At 62.7% G+C, this 19,065-nt stretch carries 17 protein-coding genes; 12 read left to right on the plus strand and 5 right to left on the minus strand.

Going from position 1 to position 19,065, the window contains the following annotated elements; genetic code table 11:
• Positions 1 to 5: 5 nt before the first annotated feature.
• Positions 6 to 1,223: an HlyD family secretion protein gene (locus J2X76_RS11600; protein ID WP_113125724.1), complete on the minus strand. Its 1,218-nt coding sequence runs from the start codon at positions 1,221 to 1,223 to the stop codon at positions 6 to 8.
• A 135-nt stretch (positions 1,224 to 1,358) separates the two neighbouring features.
• On the opposite strand from J2X76_RS11600, the gene J2X76_RS11605 reads away from it, so the two are divergent.
• From J2X76_RS11605 to J2X76_RS11620, 4 genes are all read left to right on the plus strand, one after another.
• Complete coding sequence (locus J2X76_RS11605) at positions 1,359 to 2,060, plus strand: TetR/AcrR family transcriptional regulator (protein ID WP_113125725.1); 702 nt, start codon at positions 1,359 to 1,361, stop codon at positions 2,058 to 2,060.
• 98 nt (positions 2,061 to 2,158) lie between these two features.
• Entirely contained in the window at positions 2,159 to 2,923 is a 765-nt protein-coding gene (locus tag J2X76_RS11610; RefSeq protein ID WP_113125726.1) for a TerC family protein, read from the plus strand.
• An 82-nt stretch (positions 2,924 to 3,005) separates the two neighbouring features.
• The gene (locus J2X76_RS11615) at positions 3,006 to 3,293 is read left to right on the plus strand and encodes a DUF6516 family protein (protein ID WP_310216067.1); all 288 of its coding nucleotides are present in this window, start codon (positions 3,006 to 3,008) and stop codon (positions 3,291 to 3,293) included.
• Positions 3,290 to 3,652, plus strand: coding sequence for a hypothetical protein (locus J2X76_RS11620; RefSeq protein ID WP_310216069.1), 363 nt, complete (start codon positions 3,290 to 3,292; stop codon positions 3,650 to 3,652). The genes J2X76_RS11615 and J2X76_RS11620 overlap by 4 nt, the downstream gene beginning before the upstream one ends.
• A 111-nt stretch (positions 3,653 to 3,763) precedes the next feature.
• Here the strand turns inward: J2X76_RS11620 and J2X76_RS11625 are convergent, their stop codons facing one another.
• On the minus strand, positions 3,764 to 4,309 hold the full coding sequence (locus J2X76_RS11625; protein ID WP_310216070.1) for a glutathione peroxidase: 546 nt from the start codon (positions 4,307 to 4,309) through the stop codon (positions 3,764 to 3,766).
• Between the two features lie 207 nt (positions 4,310 to 4,516).
• On the opposite strand from J2X76_RS11625, the gene J2X76_RS11630 reads away from it, so the two are divergent.
• The 4 genes from J2X76_RS11630 to J2X76_RS11645 all read left to right on the plus strand — a co-directional run bounded on the left by J2X76_RS11630 (position 4,517) and on the right by J2X76_RS11645 (position 10,316).
• On the plus strand, positions 4,517 to 6,289 hold the full coding sequence (locus tag J2X76_RS11630) for an SLC13 family permease (protein ID WP_310216072.1): 1,773 nt from the start codon (positions 4,517 to 4,519) through the stop codon (positions 6,287 to 6,289).
• Between the two features lie 116 nt (positions 6,290 to 6,405).
• Positions 6,406 to 7,863 (plus strand): glutamate--tRNA ligase, encoded by a 1,458-nt coding sequence (gene gltX / locus J2X76_RS11635; protein WP_310216074.1) that lies wholly within the window; start codon positions 6,406 to 6,408, stop codon positions 7,861 to 7,863.
• Positions 7,864 to 8,095: 232 nt separating this feature from the next.
• Positions 8,096 to 9,595: a lysine--tRNA ligase gene (lysS, locus tag J2X76_RS11640; RefSeq protein ID WP_310216076.1), complete on the plus strand. Its 1,500-nt coding sequence runs from the start codon at positions 8,096 to 8,098 to the stop codon at positions 9,593 to 9,595.
• 172 nt (positions 9,596 to 9,767) lie between these two features.
• Positions 9,768 to 10,316 (plus strand): putative immunity protein, encoded by a 549-nt coding sequence (locus J2X76_RS11645; protein WP_310216078.1) that lies wholly within the window; start codon positions 9,768 to 9,770, stop codon positions 10,314 to 10,316.
• A gap of 225 nt (positions 10,317 to 10,541) precedes the next feature.
• Here the strand turns inward: J2X76_RS11645 and J2X76_RS11650 are convergent, their stop codons facing one another.
• Positions 10,542 to 11,939: a hypothetical protein gene (locus tag J2X76_RS11650; protein ID WP_310216081.1), complete on the minus strand. Its 1,398-nt coding sequence runs from the start codon at positions 11,937 to 11,939 to the stop codon at positions 10,542 to 10,544.
• A 219-nt stretch (positions 11,940 to 12,158) separates the two neighbouring features.
• Here J2X76_RS11650 and J2X76_RS11655 point away from each other — a divergent pair, with 219 nt between their 5' ends.
• From J2X76_RS11655 to J2X76_RS11665, 3 genes are all read left to right on the plus strand, one after another.
• Entirely contained in the window at positions 12,159 to 12,560 is a 402-nt protein-coding gene (locus tag J2X76_RS11655; protein WP_113282694.1) for a MarR family winged helix-turn-helix transcriptional regulator, read from the plus strand.
• Between the two features lie 76 nt (positions 12,561 to 12,636).
• Complete coding sequence (locus tag J2X76_RS11660) at positions 12,637 to 13,932, plus strand: MFS transporter (protein ID WP_113125736.1); 1,296 nt, start codon at positions 12,637 to 12,639, stop codon at positions 13,930 to 13,932.
• Positions 13,933 to 14,055: 123 nt separating this feature from the next.
• Positions 14,056 to 14,880 (plus strand): methyltransferase domain-containing protein, encoded by an 825-nt coding sequence (locus J2X76_RS11665; protein WP_310216089.1) that lies wholly within the window; start codon positions 14,056 to 14,058, stop codon positions 14,878 to 14,880.
• A gap of 88 nt (positions 14,881 to 14,968) precedes the next feature.
• Here J2X76_RS11665 and J2X76_RS11670 read toward each other — a convergent pair whose 3' ends face one another.
• Entirely contained in the window at positions 14,969 to 16,678 is a 1,710-nt protein-coding gene (locus tag J2X76_RS11670; protein ID WP_310216091.1) for a PAS domain-containing methyl-accepting chemotaxis protein, read from the minus strand.
• 234 nt (positions 16,679 to 16,912) lie between these two features.
• Positions 16,913 to 17,878, minus strand: a complete 966-nt coding sequence (gene tal, locus J2X76_RS11675; RefSeq protein ID WP_310216094.1) for a transaldolase — start codon at positions 17,876 to 17,878, stop codon at positions 16,913 to 16,915.
• Between the two features lie 232 nt (positions 17,879 to 18,110).
• Here tal and J2X76_RS11680 point away from each other — a divergent pair, with 232 nt between their 5' ends.
• The gene (locus tag J2X76_RS11680; RefSeq protein ID WP_405030023.1) at positions 18,111 to 19,043 is read left to right on the plus strand and encodes a sugar-binding transcriptional regulator; all 933 of its coding nucleotides are present in this window, start codon (positions 18,111 to 18,113) and stop codon (positions 19,041 to 19,043) included.
• The last annotated feature ends 22 nt before the right edge of the window (positions 19,044 to 19,065 follow it).

The following is a 19,065-nucleotide window of genomic DNA, read 5'->3' on the forward strand; positions in this document are numbered from 1 at the left end:
TCTCTTTACTTGGCGGCGACGGCGCTGGTGCCGGGCGCGGTGCGGGTATCGACATCGACGACCACGCTCAGGCCGGCGCGAAGATGCTGGCGCTCCAGATCTTCCTTGGGGATCGAGATGCGCACCGGTACGCGCTGCACGACCTTGGTGAAGTTGCCCGTCGCGTTTTCCGGCGGCAGCATCGAGAACACGGCACCGGAAGCCGGCGCGATCGACACTACCGTGCCGGTGATGTTGTGATCGTCATAGGCATCCACATGGACGCGGACCTTGGAACCCGGCTGCAGGTTGCCGAGCTGGGTTTCCTTGAAATTCGCCTCGATATAGAGCTCGGTCAGCGGCACCAGCGACGCAAGACGCTTGCCCGTCGACACGAGGTCGCCGGTCTGGACTGCGAGGTTGCCGATGACGCCGTCATAGGGCGCCTTCAGCACCGTGAAGTTCAGGTCGCGCTGCGCCTGGTCGCGGGCGAGTTCCTGGGTATGGATCGTATTGACCGCTTCGTCCCGCTGCGCATGCAGGAGGCCGATATTGGCTTCGGCCGACGCGACCGCCGCCTGGCCGGCGACGAGGTTCGCCCGCGCCTGCTCGAGCGCGATCTGGGCGGTATCGAGAGAGGCGGCGGTGCCGACCGCGCTTTGCTGCAGGCTGCTTGCACGCTTCTGGTTGATCTCAGCGCCGCGAACGGCCGCTTCCAGTGCGCCCTGCTGGGCCCGAGCCTGCTTGACGGCAGCCTCGCCGCCGACGATCTGCGCATCGATGCGGGAAACGGCGAGATTGGCGGATTCGATCGCAGCTTGCGCCTTGCGCAGCGCCAGCTGATAATCGCCATCGTCGAGGGTCACGAGCGGGTCGCCCGCCTTGACGGCCTGGTTTTCGACGACATTGACCTTGGCGACGTAACCGGAAACCTTTGGCGAGATGACGGCGATATCGCCTTCGACATATGCATCGTCCGTCGAAACCAGGAACCGACCGTCGATCCACCAGTTGTAACCATACCAACCGGCGCCACCGAGGAGGGCAAGCGCGATGATCGGCAGAAGGAGGCCACGCCGCTTCTTCTTTTCAGGCGCCTTGGCGGCGGCCGGTGCCGCGATCGCCTCGGCGGCCGCGGGCTGTTCCGCAGCCGGCAGCGGCGCCTTGCGCGCCTCGGCCTCGGACAGGCCGGCATTTTCCGTCGTCACGGCGCGCAATGCGCCGGTATTCTGAGAGGACGTCATCTTCTATCTACCGTCTTGGGAGCGTCTTATTTCATCGAACCGATCGGTTCAGCGAGCTTGACATAGACCCTTCGATGACACATATCAAGAGCAATCGAACCGCTCGGTTCGAAAAGGTTAAAAAAGGGCATCGAAATGGCCAGGCAGACTAGGAAACTGGAAACATGCGATCCGGTTCCCGGCGGACGGTTCGCAGCGGGCGAGGATCCGGCGAAACGGGAACAGATCATCGACGGGGCAAAGAGTGTCTTCATGAAGCTCGGCTTCGACGCCGCGAGCATGAACGACATCACCCGCGAGGCGGGCGTCTCGAAAGGGACGATCTACGTCTATTTCCAGAACAAGGAAGACCTGTTCAGCGCCATCGTCGCCCGCGAGCGCGAGCGCATCACGCTTCGAATGCGCGACATTCTTGCCGGCAGCGAGGAGGTCGAAAGTGGGCTCTACCGCTTCGGCATGGGATTTGCGACGCATATTACCTCCCCGCAGGTGATCAGCGCGATGCGTACCGTCATCGGTGTTGTCGACCGCCTGCCGAGCATCTGCCAGCACTTCTTCAATTCGCCGTCTCACAACGTACGCACAGTTCTTGAGGATTTCCTTAAACGCCACATCGCGCTCGGCAATCTGGAGGTCGAGGATACGGACCTGGCGGCTCGGCAGTTCATCGACATGGTGAGCGGCAGCTTCTTCAAGTTCCGCCTGTTCGGCGACCTCGACGACGTGCCGCCGTTCCGCGAACTCGACCGGTCCGTGACCGGTGCGATCAAGGTATTCATGGCGGCTTATGGCGTTCATAACGCGTCCGTGACCACAAAAACCAAAGAACATGCCTGATTCCGGGAGGTTGTGGCGCAACCTCCTCTTGTCTTCCCGTCTTCAGTCCTTAAATCGGGCTGGCATTTACGCCTAGCGATTGAAAACAGGAGATATGGATGGACATTGCAGCGCTCGTAGCAGACCCGGCGGCCTGGGTAGCGCTTGTTACACTCGTGGTCATGGAAGTCGTGCTCGGCATCGACAACCTGATCTTCATATCCATCCTTACCAACAAACTGCCTCCCGAAAGCCGCGAGAAAGCCCGCAAGATCGGTATCGGTCTGGCGCTCGTCATGCGTCTCGGCCTGCTCGGCACCGTTGCCTGGATCGTCCAGCTCACCAATCCGATCTTCGAGGCCTTCGGCCACGGTTTCTCCTGGAAGGATCTGATCCTGATCGCCGGGGGCCTGTTCCTCGTCTACAAGGCGACCAAGGAAATCCATCACTCCGTCGACGTCGACGATCACAAGGAGGATCTGGTCGGCGCCGGCAAGGACGTGGTCAAGATGAGTTTTGCCTCGGCGATCGGCCAGATCCTGCTGCTCGACCTCGTCTTCTCGATCGACTCGATCATCACCGCCGTCGGTATGACGCCGCACCTGCCGATCATGGTCGTCGCCGTTGTCGCCGCCGTTACCGTGATGCTGGTCGCTGCCACCCCGCTCGCCAACTTCATCGAGAAGAACCCGACCATCGTGATGCTGGCACTCGCCTTCCTGCTGATGATCGGCGGCACGCTGATCGTCGAGGGTTTTGGCGTGCACGTGCCGAAGGGCTATATCTACGCCGCCATGGCATTCTCGGCCGGCGTCGAAGTGCTCAACATGGTGGCGAGGAACGCCCGCAAGCGGAAGAAGGCCGGCGGGCAAACGCTGCATTGATCCTGGCCAACGCTGCCTTTCGGGATAGGTTTGGCCGGGCCTGATTGATGCTATCTGCAGCATATGCTATATGGATCATCATATGGCGCGTGCGACCTTGATCATGGATCGGAAATTTCATCTGGATGATGGAAAGATCATCCAGATGAAGGTCTGGCAGCTTCCCGATCGCAATCCAGAACGTCCGCATGGGTTGAAATATTCGTTTTTCTTCGGAAACCCCGGAGAGAGGATCATCGGTTACGACAACGAGGCTGGCAAAGGCGATCATCGTCACTATCGCGATCACGAGGAACCTTATCGTTTCGTGAGCCTCGAGCGAATGATACGGGATTTCGAGGAGGATGTCCGCCGGGAGTTGAAAGCATGAGCGAAGTTCGAATCCACGTTTCGAATATGGGCGCATTTTTCAAAGATGCCGCGAGCGTTGCCGCACGGATCGACGCCGGGGATTTGAAGGCCCAGGAAGGGGAGATCGCCTTCGAGAGCATGGATCTTCTCCTGAAGGTGTTGACCGCCAATCGATGGCGGCTTCTGCGCGCCCTAAAGGCGGCTGGCGCTTCTTCCATCCGCCAGCTCGCCCATTCCCTGAAGCGGGATTATCGCGGGGTCCATGCCGATGTCATCGCATTGATTGAAACCGGGCTCATCGAAAAGCGCGAAGACGGCCGCATCACCGTTCCCTGGGACCGCATCACAGCGGAAATGGCGATCACCGAAGCTGCATAATCGAAAGACTGGACCGCCGCCGGTTGCTTCCATGGCATCCGGCGACTCACGTGTCCTCGGGCTCGTCGCGAAAATCCTTACCAGATCAGCGCCTCGGGGTTGTGGAGACCCTCACCCCTTCGCCAGTTCCCTCTCGACCGCCTCGACCAGCCGGGTGTCCTGCGCATCGACATCAGGCGCAAACCGGGCCTTGATCTCGCCGTCGCGGCCGATCAGGAATTTTTCGAAGTTCCAGACGATCTCGTTGTCGTCCTCCACCGCCATGCCGAAGCCGCGCAGCCTTTCCTTCATCGGGCCGTCGCCGGTGGTCGGCACGCCGGAGCCGGTGAGCCCCTGGTAGAGCGGGTGCTTATCCTCGCCCTTGACGGAGATCTTCGAGAAGATCGGGAATTTGACATCATAGGTGAGCTGGCAGAATTCGACGATCTCCTCGTCCGTGCCCGGCTCCTGGCCCTTGAAGTTGTTGGCTGGGAAGGCTGCGATCACGAAACCGTCGCTGCGCTTGTCCTCATAGAGCTTTTCGAGGCCTTCATACTGCTTGGTCAGGCCGCATTTCGAGGCGACGTTGACGACCAGCATCACCTTGCCCTTGTATTCGGAAAGCGCGATCTCGCGCCCGTCGGCCAGCTTCACCGGCACGTTCAAAACATCACTCATCGACAAATCTCCATTCAAAACAATTCGGTCGTTTTGCCGCGACACCCTAACGAAGCGGCCTTCATTGTCCAGTGGACACGCGTCCCCAACGCTCAGGCGCGCCGTAACTTTGAACGCGTCACCGCATTGACGGGCGGCGCAACAGCGCCATCTCCTCCTTCTGCCGGCGGTCTTCCTTCCGCCGATCCTCTCGACATAAAGGGCGGCATGACCACTCAGCAGATCCTCGCCTTTTCCGTCATCGCCATCATGATGGCGGTCTTCATCTGGGATCGCTTCCGCTACGACGTGGTCGCCTGCTGTGCGCTGGTTCTGGCGGTCGCGCTCGGCGTCGTGCCGGTCGACAAGGCGTTTTCCGGCTTTTCCGACGATATCGTCATCATCGTCGGCAGCGCCCTGGTGGTCAGCGCCGGCGTGGCGCGCTCGGGCATCGTCGACACCGCGATCAAGAAATTCTTCCCGAACCTCAACACGCTTCACACCCAGCTCGCGCTGCTGATGATCGTCGTCGCCCTGCTCTCCGCCTTCATCAAGAACATCGGGGCGCTGGCGATCATGATGCCGGTCGCCTTCCAGTTTTCGAGGAAATCCGGCGCCTCGCCATCCAAATACCTGATGCCGATGGCGTTTGCCGCTCTCCTTGGCGGGCTGATGACGCAGATTGGCACCTCGCCGAACATCGTCGTCTCCCGGCTGCGCCAGGAACTGACCGGCACCTCGTTCACGATGTTCGACTTCACGCCGATGGGGGCGACCCTCACCGTCGTCGGCATCACCTTCCTTTTGTTCTTCCATTGGCTGGTCCCGAGCCGAACGAGGGAGAACAGCTCGATCGAAGAGGCGGTGGAGATCAAGAACTACACGTCGGAAGTCTCCGTGACGGCCGATTCCACGCTGCTGGAAAAATCGATCGGCGATCTCCTGAAGCATGGCGATGGCGAGGTGCTGGCCACCGCCGTGCTTCGCGGAGCGGCCCGCATGTCACCCTTCCCCGATCTCGTCCTGCGCGAAGGCGATATCGTCCTCCTCGAAGGCCCGTCGGCCGCGCTGGACCGGATCGTCTCGGCGGGCAAGCTGAAGCTCTCCGGCAAGCCCTTGAAGGAAAACGGCCAGGCGCAGGCGGACGTGATTTCGGTCGAGGCGATCATCACAAGCGAATCCCCGCTGAAGGGCCTGTCCGCCAAGGAACTGGCGCTTGCCTATACGCGTGGCGTCAATCTTCTGGCGATCAGCCGGCACGGCGAGCGGCTGAAGGAGCGGCTGGGTAACCTCACGCTGATGGCGGGCGACGTGCTGGTACTGCAGGGCAGCCGCAAGAACCTGCCGGCGGTGCTGCAGGATTTTTCACTGCTGCCGCTCGCCCAGCGCGAGATCCTGCTCGGGACACAGCGCCGCGCCTTCATTCCGCTGGTCATCCTGGCGCTTGCCATGGCCTCCACCGCCGTCGGCATCGCCCCGGTTCCGGTCGCCTTCTTTGCGGCCGCACTCGGCATGGTCGTCTTCCGGGCGATCCCGCTCAACGACTTCTACAAGTCCGTGGACGGCCCGATCCTCGTCATGCTCGCGGCATTGATCCCGGTCTCGGACTCGCTGCGCACCAGCGGCGGCAGCGAGCTGATCGCCGGCTGGCTCGGCCACGCGGCGGCAAGCCTGCCCGCCTGGGGCGCGATCGGCCTGATCCTCGTTACCGCCATGGCTGTGACACCCTTTTTGAACAATGCAGCCACCGTCCTCGTTATGGGGCCGATCGCCGCGAGCTTCGCCACCAATCTCGGCTTCCGGCCGGAAGCCTTCCTGATGGCGGTGGCGATCGGCGCCGGCTGCGATTTCCTCACCCCCGTCGGCCACCAGTGCAACACGCTGGTCTTCGGCCCCGGCGGCTACAAGTTTTCCGACTATCCGAGGCTCGGCCTGCCGCTTTCCTTCCTGATCATCCTCGTCAGCGTGCCGGCACTGCTGTATGTCTGGCCCGTAAGGTAGGGGTCCAGGGCCAAAAACCTTGACGCTCGCGGCTGAATATGGCCTAAGCCTGCGCCAATCCGCATTTCAAAAACAGGCTTGGCGCCTTTCCGGCCGCCACAGATAGAGCATTCTTCATGATCGCCACGAAGCCCCGCGTCCGCATTGCCCCGTCGCCGACCGGCGAGCCGCATGTCGGCACCGCCTATATCGCGCTGTTCAACTATCTCTTCGCCAAGAAACACGGCGGCGAATTCATCCTGCGCATCGAGGATACCGATGCGACGCGTTCGACGCAGGAATTCGAGGAGAAGGTTCTGGATGCGCTGCGCTGGACGGGCCTGACCTGGGCGGAAGGCCCGGATGTCGGCGGACCTTATGGTCCCTACCGCCAGTCCGACCGCAAGGACATGTACCAGCCCTATGCGCAGCAGCTGCTCGAAAAGGGTCATGCCTTTCGCTGCTTCTGCACGCCGGAACGCCTGGAGCAGATGCGCGAAGGCCAGCGCGCCGCCGGCAAGCCGCCGAAATACGACGGGCTCTGCCTGAGCTATACGGCCGAGGAAGTGACCTCCCGGATGGCCTCTGGCGAGACCTCGGTCGTCCGCATGAAGATCCCGACCGAAGGCTCCTGCGACTTCCACGACGGCGTCTACGGCGACGTGTCGATCCCGTGGGATTCGGTCGACATGCAGGTGCTGATCAAGGGCGACGGCATGCCGACCTATCATATGGCTAATGTCATCGACGACCATCTGATGAAGATCACCCACGTCGCCCGCGGCGAGGAATGGCTGGCCTCGGTGCCGAAGCACATCCTGCTCTACCGCTATTTCGAGTGGGAACAGCCGGTGTTCATGCACCTCTCGCTGATGCGCAATGCCGACAAGTCGAAACTGTCGAAGCGCAAGAACCCGACCTCGATCTCCTATTACTCCGCGCTCGGCTACCTGCCGGAAGCGCTGATGAACTTTCTGGGCCTGTTCTTCATCCAGATCGCCGAAGGCGAGGAGATGCTGACCATGGACGAGCTGACCGAAAAGTTCGATCCGGACAACCTCTCCAAGGCCGGCGCGATCTTCGACATCCAGAAGCTCGACTGGCTGAACGGCCGCTGGCTGCGCGAAAAGCTGTCGCCCGACGAATTCGTCGCCCGCGTGCTGGAATGGGCGATGGAGAACAGCCGCCTGACCGAAGGCCTGAAACATTCTCAGAGCCGCATTTCCAAGCTCGGCGAACTGCCGAACCTCGCCGGTTTCCTGCTGTCTTCCGATGTCGGCCTGACGCCGGCTTCGTTCGCGGGCCTGAAGACCAGCCCGGCGGAAACGCTGGAGATCATCAATACGGTTCAGGCCGATTTCGAGAAGATGATCGAGTTCAATGTCGAATCGATCGACGGCGAACTGCGTGCCATCGCCGACAAGCTGGGCAAGAAACTGCGCGTCGTCACCCCGCCGCTCTTCGTCGCCATGTCCGGTTCGCAGCGTTCGCTGCCGCTGTTCGACTCGATGGCGCTGCTCGGCCGCTCGGTCGTCAGGCAGCGGCTGAAGATCGCGGCGACGGTGGTGGCGTCCATGGTGGGCGACGGAAAGTAAGGCATATGCTGCGCTCTCGTGGCGGTTGACGGGCACCTCCTCGCCGTCATCCTCGGGCTTGACCCGAGGATCCAAGCCCAGCCCGAGAAGGCTGGAACGCAGGAAGCGGAGCGCTAAAAGATGGGATCCTCGGGTCAAGCCCGAGGATGACGAACGTGAGGTTGTGCGGAGGGTCATGCCGAGCCGCTGCAACTGCAAAACCAACAAACCTGCCCGAAAAAGGCGAAACACGATGACCGAGAACACGACGACTGAAACCGCCCTCTCCTCCGACGCCACGCAGGTGCGCGCCCAGAAGCTTGCCATCCTTCGCGAAAAGATCGGCGACGTCTATCCGGCGCATTTCCACCGCACCATGACCAATGCGGAACTGGCCGAGAAATACAAGAACCTGGAAGCGGACGTCGAGACGCAGGACATCGTCACCGTCGCCGGCCGGGTCTATTCCTCCCGCAATTCCGGCATGTTCATGGACATCCATGATGCATCCGGAAAAATCCAGATCTTCTCCCACAAGGACGTCACGCCGGAAGAGGCCCGCGACATGCTGCCGATGATCGACATCGGCGACATCATCGGTGTCACCGGCGTGGTCCGCCGCACCAAGCGGGGCGAGCTGTCGATCAACGCCCAGTCGATCACCATGCTGACCAAGTCACTGCTGCCGATGCCGGAAAAGTGGCACGGCCTGTCGGACGTCGAGCTGCGCTACCGCAAGCGCCACCTCGACATCATGACCAACGAGGAATCCAAGCTCCGCTTCCAGCAGCGCTCGCGCATCGTCTCCGGCATCCGCCGCTTCATGGAAAACGACGGTTTTATGGAAGTCGAGACACCGATGTTGCATTCGGTCTATGGCGGCGCCACCGCCGAGCCGTTCAAGACCCATCACAACACGCTGAAGCTCGACATGTACCTGCGCATCGCGCCGGAACTGTTTTTGAAGCGCACGCTGGTCTCGGGCCTCACCGACAAGGTGTTCGAGATCAACCGCAACTTCCGCAACGAAGGGGTTTCCACAAGGCACAATCCAGAATTCACGATGATGGAGTGCTATTGGGCCTATGCGGACTACGAGGACATCATGGACCTCGTCGAGCGCATGTTCTCGACCTTGGCCATGACCATCCACGGCACGACCGAGGTGAAGTTCGGCGACAAGGAACTGTCCTTCAAGGGCCCGTTCAAGCGCGTGCCGATGCCCGACGCGGTGAAGGAAGCGACCGGCATCGACTTCCTGGCCATCAAGACCGACGAGGAAGCCCGCACCGCCGCCAAGGCCGCCGGTTTCGCGGTCGAGAAGGACTGGACCTGGGGCGAATGCCTTGCCTTCATCTTCGAGGAAAAGGTCGAAGGCACGCTGATCCAGCCAAGCCACGTGACGCATTTCCCGAAGGACATCTCGCCCTTCGCCAAGGAGGTCCCGGGCGAACCGCGCCTCGTCGAACGTTTCGAGACCTATTGCAACGCCTGGGAACTGGGCAATGCGTTTTCCGAGTTGAACGACCCGGAAGAACAGCGCAAGCGGATGGTCGAGCAGCTCGAACAGGCGCATGCCCGCGGCGAGAAGGACAAGCAGCTTGACGACGAGTTCCTCGACGCAATCGACCAGGGCATGCCGCCGGCTGGCGGCCTCGGCATCGGCGTCGACCGCCTGGTCATGCTGCTGACGGATTCGCCCTCGATCCGCGACGTGATCCTGTTCCCGGCACGGCGGGCGAAGGCGGATTGATAGCGGTTCGCCGCACCGCAAATGCCGTCATCCTCGGGTCAAGCTGAGGATGACGGGGACACGCCGCCAGCGACAACGCCGGTCGTCGGCACCGGAACAGGCCTCATGATCGCCTGTCCGGGTGCGAAGCAGGCCCGCATGCCGATAAATTCGACCCGGAACGTTTGGGGCCATGGCGGAAGACACTTTGATCATCGAACTCAGCCTGGCGGAACTCCGCGAGGTCACCGGTTATGCGGCAGCGTGCGGTCGACCCGCATTGGCGATCTTCGAACGTGAACGCCCCGAGGACCCGCGCCCACGGGACGCGATCAACGCCGCGCAGGATTTCGCCGACGGAGGCCGCCGGACCAAAGCGCTCCGGGACAGCGCTTGGGGGGCGCAACGGGCAGCTCAGGAAGCCCGCGACGCTGGAAAGGCCGCTGCGAGCGAGGCCGCCCTCGCGGCGCTTGCGGCAGCCGGGGCGGCCTTTCTCCACCCACTGGCGAAGGCGGCTCAGGTCAAGCACATCCTCGGATCGGCCGCTCACGCCGCGCGCGCGTTCGAACTCGCCTCCCAAGAGAACCCCGCTGGCGAAGCCAGCCATATGACGCAAACACCAATCCACCCGCATCCAGTAGTGGTGGACGTCCTCAAGCGTTATCCAGCCGCTCCAACTGGCGGCGGACGGATCGGCGAACTGGTCCGTCAGCTCGATGCTTCGCTCCGACAAGCTGAATAGAGAAGGCTCTCTGGGAAGTTACGATTAGGAGAGCACCCAAGATCCGACGCTCGGATCGCCACCTAGCAAGTGTCGGGGCTCGGTGACACCCGCCCAGGGATGACAACAGAGAGGGTGGTGGCGATCGCGACGGCGGCATCCCTATCTCTCCAGCGGGAGAGATAGGAGTTTCAATATCTTGCAAAGCCAAGTTGGAAATCGCAAGTAGGGGGTCCTCCCCCACTCTCAGTGCACGGCCTTCGCAGCCGGGCTCTTGGCGTCCGAAGCCGACGCCGCCTGGGCGGGTTTGGCGGGCGCCGGAGCCGAAGCCGGCTGCCCGCGCATCTTGGCGAGCCAGGCGGCACCTGCCGCGTCGGCATCGGTAGAGCCGTCGGTCCGCGGCGGAGCCGCTTCAATGGCCACCTCCTCGGAGCGTTTCGCATCGGCGCCGGTCGATTTCGACCAGCGCTTGCCACCCTCGGCGGAGGTTCTGGGCTCGGGGGCCGGCTCCTGTGCCGCGGCCTTGGCTTGCGTCGCGGCGGGTTTGGCGGGCGTCGCGGCGGGCTTTTCTTCGCTGCTGCCGGAGAACATGCCCATGATCGAGGAGAGGAAACCGCCCTCTTCCTTTTTCGGCTCGGCCGACGCAACCTCGGTGGCAGCGGCCTGCTTCTGGTCGCCATGGCCCTGGGCTGCGGCGGTCTTGCCCTGTGCGGCCGCAGTCTTGCCCGGCTTGTTCGGTGCCGCCTCCGGGCCGACCGGCGCTGCATGCGCATCGGCCGGAGTTGCCGCCGCATGGGCTTCGCCCTCGGGCGCATGAGCGGCCTCGGCCGGCGCTTCCGGCTTGGAGCCGAAGATCATGCCGGTGATGGAGCTGAGGAAGCCGCCGCTTTCCTTGGCGGCGACCTCGTCGCCGTGCCCCTCGGCCGGAGCGCCATGGGCCTCCGCGGGAGCGCCATGGCCGCTGGCGGCGGGTTCGCCGTGACCGGCAGGCGCGCTCGGCGCCCCGTGACCTTCAGCCTTGGGCTTTTCGCCATGGCCGCTCGGCGCACCGTGTTCGCCTTCCGGCTTGGCGACCACCGGTTCGACGCAATCCGCATGATCGGTCAGCCGGGCTGTGAGCAGCTCGGCATCCTCCAGCGGCAGGTCGATGCGCATGCCGTAATATTCGCCGTTCGGATTGGCCGTGCCGTCGAGGTAATAGGCCGAATAGGCCTGTGCACCGGTGCCTTCGGGCGCCTTTTTGGGGTCGGGGATATAGACGACCTGGGCTCCGATCGCACGGCCGCGCATCTGGGCGCGGTCGCGGGGGCCGGCCTTGTCGATCATCGCCACCTGGACGAGATCGGCCTTTTCCTTTTCCTGGACCGCCTTGGCGACGCGCAACGCCGTGCGGATGCGCGCCATGCCGTCACCGGCCTCGTCGCTCACCACATATTTGCGGACCCAGTAACGCTGATCCCGCTTGATCTTGACCGTTTCCAGCGCAGTACATTTAAGCCCGTTGATCTCCAGATAGGAGGGGCCGAGGATCTTGTCCGTGCCGATAAGCACGGCCGCCGCGCCGCTGCCGCCGCCGAGCACAACGATGCTGCCCATGAGGATGAAGACGAGCTTCTTGGAAAACCGGAACTTCAGACCCTTCACTTGCCGAGCTCCGGCATGGTCAACTCCATATCTACGCAAAACAACAGGATGGAATAGTGCCGGGATAGTCGCCTATTCTTGTTGAGGAAGCTTTAAGCCGGGGGATTCTTTTTGCCGCCTCGAAGGTATTTCCTGGCCTCTGCCTGCTTCATTCCGAAACGATCCGGACTTTCGCCGACCCCTCTTGCGTAAATCGAACCGCGGGTATATACCCGCTCTATGCCGAACGACACCTGCCACTGCATCCTGCTGCGCAAAGCCTCGCGAAAGGTCTCGTCCTATTACGACGAGGCGCTGGCGCCGCTTGGCGTCAACATCGGGCAGTTCAGCCTGCTGCGCAACATCAACCGGCTGGCGCCGGTCTCGCTCACCGATCTCGCGATCCAGGTGGACCTGGACCGTTCGACGGTCGGCCGCAATGCCAAGGTGCTGGAGCGCATGGGCTTGGTCGCGATCGGCCACGGCGAAGATCAGCGCGAGGCGATGCTGACCGTTGCGCCGAAGGGCGCGGCGATCCTCAAACAGGGCGCGCCTCTTTGGGATGGCGTGCAGGACGAGATCGAGGCCCGGCTCGGGGCCGAGAAAACCAGACAATTGCAGGAGCTGCTGGCGGCTCTCTGATTTTCGCGCAAAAGCGGGCATATACCCGAAAATTACACGCTGCCGGTGCGGCAACGACCAGGAAAGGGACAGAACCATGATCTCCAATCGCGCCGCCCAATGGATGGCGGCCAGGAACCTGCATTATGGATGGGTGGTCGCCGTCACCACATTCCTGACCATGCTCTCGACCGCCGGCGCCATGGGCTCGGCAGGCGTCATGATCCAGCCGCTGCACCAGGAATTCGGCTGGGATATCGCCGATATCTCCTCGGCCATGGCCGTGCGCCTCGTGCTCTTCGGCCTGCTCGGACCGTTCGCCGCCGCCTTCATGAACCATTTCGGCGTCCGTCAGGTCGTCACCTTCGCGCTCGGGCTGATCATGAGCGGCATCGTCGTGTCGCTGTTCATGACGCAGGTCTGGCAGCTCGTGGCGCTCTGGGGCGTGGTGATCGGCGTCGGCACCGGCATGACGGCGCTGGTTCTGGGGGCCACCGTCGCGACCCGCTGGTTCTCCAAGCGCCGCGGACTCGTCGTCGGCCTGATGACCGCCAGCAACGCCACCGGCCAGCTCGTTTTCCTGCCGCTTCTCGCCGCCATGACGGAAGCCTATGGCTGGCGCACGGCGCTCACCTTCACCGTCGTCGTCATCGCCGCGGCAATGCTGCTGGTCCTGCTCCTGATGCGCGACTATCCCGCCGATGTCGGCCTGCCGGCCTATGGCGAGACGGCGATCACGCCGGCGCCCAAGCAGGACCACAAGTTCCTGGCGACGCTCTATTCGCCGATCGGCGCGCTCCGCCACGCCTCGACAAGCCCCACCTTCTGGGTCCTGTTCGGCACGTTCTTCGTCTGCGGCCTGTCGACCAATGGCCTGATCCAGACCCACTGGATCTCGATCTGCGGCGATTTCGGCATGGCCGCGGTGACGGCCGCCAGCACGCTTGCGGTCATCGGCATCTTCGACTTCTTCGGCACCATCTTTGCCGGCTGGTTGTCGGACCGTTATGACAATCGCTGGCTGCTGTTCTGGTTCTACGGCCTGCGCGGCCTGTCGCTGGTCTACCTGTCCTTCTCCGGCTTCTCGTTCGTCGAACTGTCGGTCTTCGCGATCTTCTACGGCCTCGATTGGGTGGCGACCGTGCCACCGACGGTGAAGCTTGCCGCGGCCGAATTCGGCCGCGAACGGGCCGGCCTGGTCTTCGGCTGGGTGTTTGCCGGCCATCAGCTGGGCGCCGCCACCGCCGCCTTCGGCGCCGGCTTCCTGAAGAGCGACTTCAACACCTACATGCCCGCCCTGCAGATCGCCGGCGTGATGTGCATGATCGCCGCGGTCTCCGTCCTGCTCCTGCGCAAGCCGGGCGCTGCCAGGCTGGTGCCGCAGCCGGCCTGACCACTCCCCTCTCCGGCGGCCAGATTGGCCGCCGGAAACGCGGCCCGGCATTGTAAAATTGCAAGCCGGCCGGATATGATAATGGGTGCGCGAGGCGAGCCGCCGTCGCCCGCAGGAGGCACCATGTCATCGATCACATCTGGCAATGCCGTTCAATACGCCGACAGCCGCAAGCTCGCGGCCCGGGGACGCCTCAACAGGGAGTACACCATCGCCGAAACCGGCTGGTTTCCGTGGGTCGCCCGGCAATTGCCGCTTCGGCGGGGTGACCGCGTGCTCGATATCGGCTGCGGCCCGGCCTGGTTCTGGGCCTCGGTGATCGGGGAAATCCCGGAAAATCTCGATCTGACGCTTGCCGATCAGTCCACCGGAATGGTGGAGGAGGCCCTGGCGCGCTGCACACCCCTCCCCTTCGGATCGGTGACGGGCCGCCAGGCGGAAGCCGCCGCCCTGCCCTTCGAGGACGACAGTTTCGATATCGTCATGGCCATGCACATGCTCTATCACGTGGCAGATCCGGCGGCCGGCATCGCGGAAATGTTCCGGGTGCTGAAGCCCGGAGGGTCGCTCGCCGTCACCACGAACGGCGCCGGCAACATGCTCGGGATCTACCAGCTCACCACCGTGTTCGGCAGCGAGCCATTCGATCCGAGCGCGGCCGCCTTCGGATACGACAAGGCCGAGCAACTGATGCGCGCCCGGTTCGGCAATGTTGCTTTTCTTCAACATCCCGCAAGCATGCGGATCACCGAGCCGGAAGACGTGTTCCTGGCGCTGACGTCATACCCGCCCGGAGACGGCGCGAGCGAGGTTCAGCTGGACGCCTTCCGCACGGCGATCGCTGCCGCATTCGAGCGCGGCCACGGCGTGCTCGAAGTGGAGAAGGAAACCGGCCTGTTCATCAGCAGAAAGCCCGACGCCGCCGGGCTGGTGCCGCAGCCGGCCTGAAAACAGAAGAGCCGCGGCTGCCGAACCGCGGCTCTCCCGAAAGCTGTTCCAATCACAGACCTGCCAGCGAGCCGGCAGCCGTCCGGCATCAGGCGACCTTGGCCGGTCTCGCCCCGGCCGCGGCAGATCCCGGCTCGCGGATGGCCGAGCGCCGGTTCAGTTTGAAGTGGTTGACGAGTTCGACCAGCTTGCCCGCTCCCGTGGCAAGCTGCTCGCTTATGTAGGTCGTATGCTCGACCATGCCGGCGTTCTGCTGCGTCATGCGGTCGATCAGGGAAACCGCGTTGTTGATCTCCGACAAGCCGATCGATTGTTCCGAGGCGGCAGTCGCCAGCGACTGGACGTTCTTGTCGATCGACGCGACGAACTGTTCGATCTCGCGAAGAGCGTCCCCGGTCGCATCGACAAGGCGAACCCCCTCGGTAACTTCCCGGCCGGAATTCTCGATGAGCCCCTTGATCTCCTTGGCGGCCTTGGCCGAACGCTGCGCCAGTTCGCGCACTTCCTGGGCGACGACCGCAAATCCCTTGCCCGCCTCTCCGGCTCGGGCGGCTTCCACGCCCGCATTGAGGGCAAGCAGGTTGGTCTGGAAGGCGATCTCGTCGATGACCCCGATGATCTGGCTGATCTCCGCGGAAGCGGATTCGATGCGCTTCATCGCGGTGATGGTTTCCTCCACCACCGAAGAGGAAGTCGACGTGCTTTGCAGCGCGTTCTTGACGAGCTTTCGCGTGTCCTCCGTGCTGACGGTCGAGGACCGGACCGTTGACGTGACCTGTTCCAGCGCAGCCGAGGTCTGTTCGAGGGAGGCTGCCTGTTCCTTGGTACGCATCGAAAGCTGATCGGCCGCCTCGTGCATTTCCTGGCTGTTGCCGTTCAGGCTGTTGGTCTGCTTCAGCACATTGACGAGCGTTTCCTGGAACGCGCCGATCGAGGCGTTGAAATCGCGTCGCAGAGGCTCGAATTCCTCGATAAAGGGCACGTCGATGGTTTGCCGGATGTTGCAGTCCGCAAGCCGGGCAAGGCCGGCACCGAGCTCCTTCACCACCGTGACCCGCTCGCTGACGTCGGTCGCGAACTTCACCACCTTGAAAACCCGTCCGCTGTCGTCGACGATCGGGTTATAGGAGGCCTGGATATAGACCTTCTGCCCGCCCTTGGCGACGCGGGTAAACTGATCGGCCGCGAACCGGCCGGCAGCAAGATTCTGCCAGAAGGTCCGATAGGCTGCCGATTGCACATAGTCGGGCTCGCAGAAGATCGAATGGTGCTTGCCGACGATCTCCGCGAGCGAATAGCCGAGCGTCTTCAGGAAATTCTCGTTGGCGGTCAGGATTTCGCCGCTGGGGCTGAACTCGATAATGGCCTGGGCGCGCGACAGGGCCTGCAGCTTTCCCTTGTCCTCCGCCGCGCTCTGCTTTGCAGCCGTGATATCGGTCGCCAGCTTGACGATCTTGAAGGGCTTCTTGCCCCGGAATACCGGATTGTAGGTAGCCTGGATCCAGATCTCGCGGCCGCCTTTCCCGATGCGCTTGTACTGCTTCTGATCGTACTGACCGCCGACGAGCTGTTTCCAGAAGTCTTCATAGGCCTTCGACACCGCCTCGGCCGGATCGACGAAGATACGGTGATGTTTGCCGACGATTTCCTCGAGCGTATATCCCATCGTCTTGCAGAAGTTCTCGTTGGCATGAAGGATCATGCCCTTGAGGTCGAATTCGATCATCGCCTGCGATTTGTCCAGCGCCTCCAATAGGGCGGCGTTGGATAATATGCGGCCGAACGGCACACCAGCCATAGTCACACTCCGTGCTCAAGCGAGATCGCTTCTGACAAGTGGAATAAGCTTAGCTGGTCCAGTTGAAATTTCAGTTAAACCGAAAATTGACCGTATTCAATTTTTTCCCGCTATTATGGCACCCGCGCTGACGCCCTCCGGACGAACCAGCCACGGTGAGGCCCTCTACAATGTATTATCAAAGCAAAAAGGCCCGCCGTGGGGCGGGCCTTGCATCTGTTGCGGGCGAACTGATCAGGCCGCAGCGAGGGTCAGTTCCTTCTTGACCATCTGGCGCAGCGAGGTGAGGTCCTTGGCAAACGCCCGGATGCCTTCCGAAAGCTTTTCGGTCGCCATCGCGTCCTCGTTCAGCATCCAGCGGAAGGACTTCTCGTCGAGCGACTGGAGCGGCTCGGCCTTGAAGGTTTCCGGCTGCAGCTTGCGCACCAGCTTGCCGGTATCCTTGTCGAGTTCGTCGAGCAGCGCCGGGCTGATCGTCAGCCGGTCGCAACCGGCCAGCGCTTCGATTTCGCCGGCATTGCGGAAGGAGGCGCCCATGACGATCGTCTTGATGCCGTTCGCCTTGTAGTAATTGTAGATGGCGCGGACGGAAACGACGCCCGGATCGGTCTCGGCCGTGTAATCCTGGCCGGTCGACTTCTTGTACCAGTCGAGAATGCGGCCGACGAAGGGCGAGATCAGGAACACCTTGGCTTCGGCGCAGGCGATCGCCTGGGCCTGGCTGAAGAGAAGCGTCAGGTTGCAGTCGATGCCTTCCGTCTGCAGCACTTCGGCGGCGCGGATGCCTTCCCAGGTGGAGGCGAGCTTGATCAGGATGCGGTCGCGCTCGATGCCGCGCTCCTTGTAGGCGGCGATGATCTGGCGCGCCTTGGCGATAGACGCCTCGGTGTCGAAGGAAAGATCGGCATCGACTTCGGTCGAAACGCGCCCCGGAACAAGTTCGGACAGGGCGGCGCCGACGGTAATCGCCAGACGGTCGGCCACGGCGGATACGACGGCATCCGGCGTACCGGACTGCTTCCGGCCCCAGGCGATCGCTTCCTTCACCTTGTCGGCGAAGATCGGCGTGCCGAGCGCCTTCAGAACGATGGTCGGGTTGGTGGTGCAATCCACGGGCTTCAGGCGGGCAACCGCCTCGATGTCGCCGGTATCGGCAACGACCGTGGTCATGGAACGAAGCTGCTCTAGTTTAGACGTCATCCGAATATTCCTCAAAATGGAGAACTAAACGCCTGTCGCGCGATTGGCTCCTCCGGCGCGTTGGAGAGACTATCCTCCGTCGATGGTTAAAAAGTCAAGACATTTGTCCTTTGGAATTGACATATGTGTCAGCCGGAACAAATATCAATGCACTTTTCCACCATCTTGCCCGGGAGGACCGTTGGCCAGGCTCAGACGCGAGACCCACACCGCCTATTCCGAAGCCGCGTCCATGCGGCTGCGCGCGGCATGGCTTTATTATAACCAGGGATTGACGCAAAAAGATGTCGCGGAACGGCTGGGCCTGAGCCGCTCGACCGTGATCCGCCTGCTCGACGAGGCTATGAAGCGTTCCGAGGTGCAGATCTGGATCAGCGAAGGCATCGACACCTGCGTCGAGCTGGCGATCCGGCTGGAAAAGGCCTATGGGCTCGACGAGGCACTGGTCGTACCGGCGCCGCGCGATGGAAGCGCCACGGCGCTTGCCAGCTCGGTCGGCCTGGCGCTCGGGCAGTTCCTCTCCGAAGTGGTGCAGGACGACATGACGATCGGCGTCGGCTGGGGCCGCACCATGACCGCCTCGCTCGGCAGCTTTCGCCCGCCCAGGCGGGAAAACTGCAAGGTCGTGTCGCTGCTCGGCGGCATCGTCGCGGTGCACCAGACCAATCCGATCGACTATACCTGGCGCTTCGCCGGCCAGCTCGGCGCCGAATGTTACATGTTCCTGGCGCCGCTCCTGGTCGATTCTGTGAAAACCAAGCGCGCGCTGATCGAGCAATGCGGGCTCAACACCATTTATGACCTTGCCGAAAACCTCGATCTCGCGGTGGTGAGCTGCGGCGATATCGGCCCCCATTCCACCTCGCTGTCGGAAGGCTTCATCTCCAAGGCGGAACTCGACCGGCTGATCGCCGCCGGCTGCGTCTGCGACACCATGTTCAACTTTCTCGACGAGCAGGGCCGCTCGGTGGATCACAAGCTGAATGAGCGGGTGATGTCGGTGGATCTCGATACGCTCAGGAAGGCGAAACACATCGTGCTGTCGTCGGGCGGCGCGCACCGGGCGGTGGCGATCCGGGCGACGATCCGCCGGGTCGGCTGCAATACGCTGATCACGGATGAGACGGCGGCAAAGGAGTTGTTGCGGCTGGCGGAGGAGGCGTAGACGGGAGTGGCTCGCCCCTCAT

The sequence above is a fragment of the Neorhizobium sp. 2083 genome (assembly GCF_031455615.1).
GTDB lineage: Bacteria > Pseudomonadota > Alphaproteobacteria > Rhizobiales > Rhizobiaceae > Neorhizobium.